The following is a 4104-nucleotide window of genomic DNA, read 5'->3' on the forward strand; positions in this document are numbered from 1 at the left end:
ATAGCGCCCCGTCGGCTCCAAAAGCCGCTTCACCCGCTCCCGCCGCACCGGCCGGAGGTGGCGCGGGCGATGGCAAGAAGCCGCCGGCGTCTCGACCCTCCGGCAAGCCGGCCGATCGGGACGGTGGTCCGGCGCCGGCCGAAACTACCGTGAGGGTCGATACCCAGCGTCTCGACGAAATCATGAACATGGTGGGCGAGCTGGTATTGGTGCGCAATCGCCTGGTGCGGCTGGGTGACGATATTGAAAACGAATCCCTGGCCAAAGCGGTCTCCAATCTCGACGTGGTAACCGCCGACCTGCAGACCTCCGTGATGAAAACCCGGATGCAGCCGATCAAAAAAGTGTTCGGCCGCTTCCCTCGGGTAGTGCGGGATCTGGCGCGCAACCTGAAAAAAGAAGTGAATCTGGAGCTGGTGGGGGAGGACACCGACCTGGATAAAAACCTGGTTGAGGCGCTGTCCGATCCTCTGGTTCACCTGGTGCGCAACTCAGTGGACCACGGTATCGAATTGCCCGACCTGCGCGAGGCGAATGGAAAACCACGCACTGGTAAAGTCGTTCTGGCGGCTGAGCAGGAGGGCGATCACATCCTGCTGTCGATCACCGACGACGGCGCGGGCATGGACCCTGACAAACTGCGGGACATCGCCGTGGAGAAGGGAGTCATGGATCGGGACAGCGCCAATCGCCTCTCGGACACCGAAGCATTCAACCTCATTTTTGCCCCCGGGTTCTCTACCAAGAAAGAAATTTCCGATGTGTCCGGTCGGGGTGTGGGGATGGATGTGGTCAAGACCAAGATCACCCAGCTCAACGGCACCATCGAAATCCAGTCCACCAAGGGTGAGGGCACCCGGCTGAACATCAAAGTGCCGCTGACCCTGGCGATCATGCCGACGCTGATGGTGATGCTGGCAGAGCAGGCCTTCGCTTTACCGCTGGCCAGCGTGCAGGAAATTTTTCACATGGATATGTCCAAAACCCACACCGTGGACGGCCAGGAGTGCGTGACCATCCGCGATCGGGCCATTCCGGTTTTCTACCTGAAAGACTGGCTGATCACCGGACCGCGTAAGGCCCGGGAGCGTGAGGCACATGTGGTCATAGTTGCCATTGGTACCCGCATGGTGGGCTTTGTGGTCGATCAACTGATCGGGCAGGAAGAGGTGGTGATCAAACCCCTGGGCAAAATGCTTCAGGGCACCCCCGGAATGGCCGGTGCCACCATCACTGGCGATGGCACCATGGCATTAATCCTCGATATTCCGGGGTTGCTCAAGCGCTACGCGGGCGGCGTATAATCCCGATTGAACTCTGTGCTCCCCGACGAAGAGGAGCGGACGTACTGAACAGGCTGGAGTAAGCAATAATGCCATTGAGGGTGTTAATCGTAGATGATTCGAACTTCTTTCGTCAGCGACTGAAAGAAATGATCGATCAACACCCGGATCTCTCGGTCGTGGGAACCGCGACCAACGGCCGTGAGGCGGTGGAGCTGGCCCGCTCCCTGCGCCCGGACCTGGTCACTATGGATTTCGAAATGCCGGAGATGGACGGCATTACCGCCGTGCGCCATATCATGGCGGACCGGCCCGTCCCGATTCTGATGTTCTCGTCCCTCACCTATGAGGGCGCGCGCATTACCCTGGACGCGCTGGCGGCCGGTGCCATGGACTTTATGCCCAAGGATTTTGGGGAAGTGTCCCGCAATGCTCAGGGGCTGCGGGATAAACTGCACGAACGCCTGCTGACCCTCGGTCGGCAGGCCCGCGCCTCCGCGTCCGCCTCGCGCGAGGCAACTCGCCTGCAACCCGCCAGACCGGTGGAAAAACCCACGGAAAAACCGGTTGCCCGGGAGCCGCAGACGCCGGCGCGCCCTCGTGGTAGCTATAAGTTGTTGGTTATCGGCGCCTCGACCGGTGGGCCGGTGGCGCTCACCGATGTATTGGTCAACCTGCCCGCCACTTTCCCGCTGCCCATTGTTCTGGTGCAGCATATGCCGGAGAACTTTACCCGCGCCTTCGCCGAACGGCTGAATCGCCAATGTCAGATTCAGGTGCGCGAGGCGCAAGAAGGGGATACCTTGCAACCGGGGGTAGCGTTGCTGGCACCCGGAGGAAAGCAGATGATGCTGGATGCCCGGGGCGGGCTACGCATCGTCGAAGACGAGCGCATGACCTACAAACCCTCACTGGATATCACCTTCGGCTCGGCCGCCAAGCACTACGGGAACAAAGTGCTGGGCGTGGTCCTGACCGGGATGGGGGCTGATGGTCGGGAGGGGGCTCGCATGCTCAAAAATGCCGGCTCGAGCATCTGGTCACAGGATGAAGCCAGTTGCGTGATTTACGGTATGCCCATGGCGGTAGCCAAAGCCGGATTGTCGGATAAAGTGCTCAGCCTGAAAGACATTGGCCCCAGACTCGTGCGTGAGGTCTGCTGACATGGATATCCTCAGCATACTCGGTGTCATCATTGGCTTCGCAGCGCTGATTGGCGGCAACTTTGCTGAGGGCGGCAGCCTCTCTTCTCTACTCAATGGCCCCGCTGCCGTGATCGTGATGGGTGGCACTCTGGGGGCGGCCATGCTCCAGACCCCCAAGGTCCACCTCAAGCGTGCGCTGCAGATTTTCCCGTGGATTTTTCGGCCTCCGGTCAATGCGTTTCGCGGTGGTATTGACCAGATTGTGCGCTGGTCGATAACAGCTCGCAAACAGGGCCTGCTCGGACTGGAGGAAATCGCCGACCACGAAAAAGATCCCTTTGCGCGCAAGGGCCTGCAACTGATGGTCGATGGCAGCGAGCCGGACGTGATCCGCCGGGTCATGGAAAACGAACTGGTGCTCAGCGAGCAGCGTGATCAGGACGCCGTGCGCTTCTATGAAAGTATGGGTGGCTATTCGCCCACGATTGGCATCATCGGCGCGGTCATGGGGTTGATCCATGTGATGCGCAACCTTGCCGATCCCGAACAGCTCGGTCCGGGTATCGCCGTGGCGTTTGTGGCGACCATCTACGGGGTCGCGCTCGCCAATCTGTTTTTGTTGCCCATCGCCAACAAACTCAAGATGTGTATCAATGAGCGCTCCCATTACCGGGAACTGATGATCGAGGGCATCATTGCCATTGCTGATGGCGAGAACCCGCGCTCCATTGAAATGAAACTCAACGGCTACCTGCACAAGTAGAGGTTGCCCATGCCGCGCCGTCGCCCCACAGAACTGCACGTGAATCACGAGCGCTGGCTGGTGTCCTACGCGGATTTCATTACGCTGCTGTTTGCGTTTTTTGTGGTGATGTACTCCATCTCTCAGGTCAATGAGAGCAAATACCGGGTGCTGTCAGATACCCTGATGGAGGCCTTTGAGCCGGCCCGCGCGGTCCAGCCCATTCAGGTGGGCCAGCCTTCGCGCTCACCGTCAGCCAGTGCTATCGATATTCGGGGCGACGATCGCGGAGATACCGAACACCCAATGCTGGGCGAATCCGGGGGCCTTGCGGGCGAAGAGGGCCTGGGTGAGCTGGGAGAACTGGCGGAACGTATCAGCGAGCGTTTTTCCGATCTGATTGGCGATGACCTGCTGGAAGTGTATGCCAATGAATACTGGCTGCAGGTCGAGCTGCGAGACAGTATTCTGTTTGAGTCGGGCAGCGCCGAGCTCAGTGGCCAGGCTCGGGATATTTTCGCGGAAATGGCCCGTCTGTTGGCCGAGTATGACAACCCGATTCAGGTGGAGGGACATACGGACAACCAGCCCATCCGCAATCTTCGCTACCCCAGTAACTGGGAGTTGTCCGCCGCGCGGGCCAGTGCCATTGTCAAATTGCTGTCTGGAGCCGGTGTCTCGGCGCAGCGTTTGTCGGCCGTGGGGTACGGGGAGCACCAGCCCAGTGCGGACAACGACACACCGCAGGGGCGAGCCCAGAACCGCCGGGTTGCCTTGATGATTGCCCGCGAAGCGATGCCGCGCCCGAGTGCAGCGCTGGATGGAAACGGGGCGGAAAGCGGAATCCTGCCGCCGCGCGAGGCCGGCCCGGAGGGTGCACCTCAAGAATCCGCTCCGGAGGCCGATAGCTCTTCGGGCGACAGTGGGGAATCCT

4 protein-coding genes are annotated in these 4104 nt (G+C 60.4%); all 4 read left to right on the plus strand.

The window, feature by feature from the left end:
- Nucleotides 1-1304: chemotaxis protein CheA (locus B3520_RS11050; RefSeq protein ID WP_286876050.1), on the plus strand; the 1304-nt coding region annotated here is incomplete at its 5' end.
- A gap of 68 nt (nucleotides 1305-1372) precedes the next feature.
- Nucleotides 1373-2446 carry a protein-glutamate methylesterase/protein-glutamine glutaminase gene (locus B3520_RS11055; protein WP_286804702.1) on the plus strand — a complete coding sequence of 358 codons (1074 nt, stop codon included), beginning with the start codon at nucleotides 1373-1375 and terminating at the stop codon, nucleotides 2444-2446.
- Nucleotide 2447: 1 nt separating this feature from the next.
- Complete coding sequence (locus B3520_RS11060; protein ID WP_286804701.1) at nucleotides 2448-3191, plus strand: flagellar motor protein; 744 nt, start codon at nucleotides 2448-2450, stop codon at nucleotides 3189-3191.
- A gap of 9 nt (nucleotides 3192-3200) precedes the next feature.
- Nucleotides 3201-4104 (plus strand): flagellar motor protein MotD (motD, locus tag B3520_RS11065; RefSeq protein ID WP_286876052.1); only part of this gene is annotated, 904 nt, incomplete at its 3' end.

The organism is Marinimicrobium sp. UBA4509, from assembly GCF_002388575.1.
Lineage (GTDB): Bacteria > Pseudomonadota > Gammaproteobacteria > Pseudomonadales > Cellvibrionaceae > Marinimicrobium > Marinimicrobium koreense.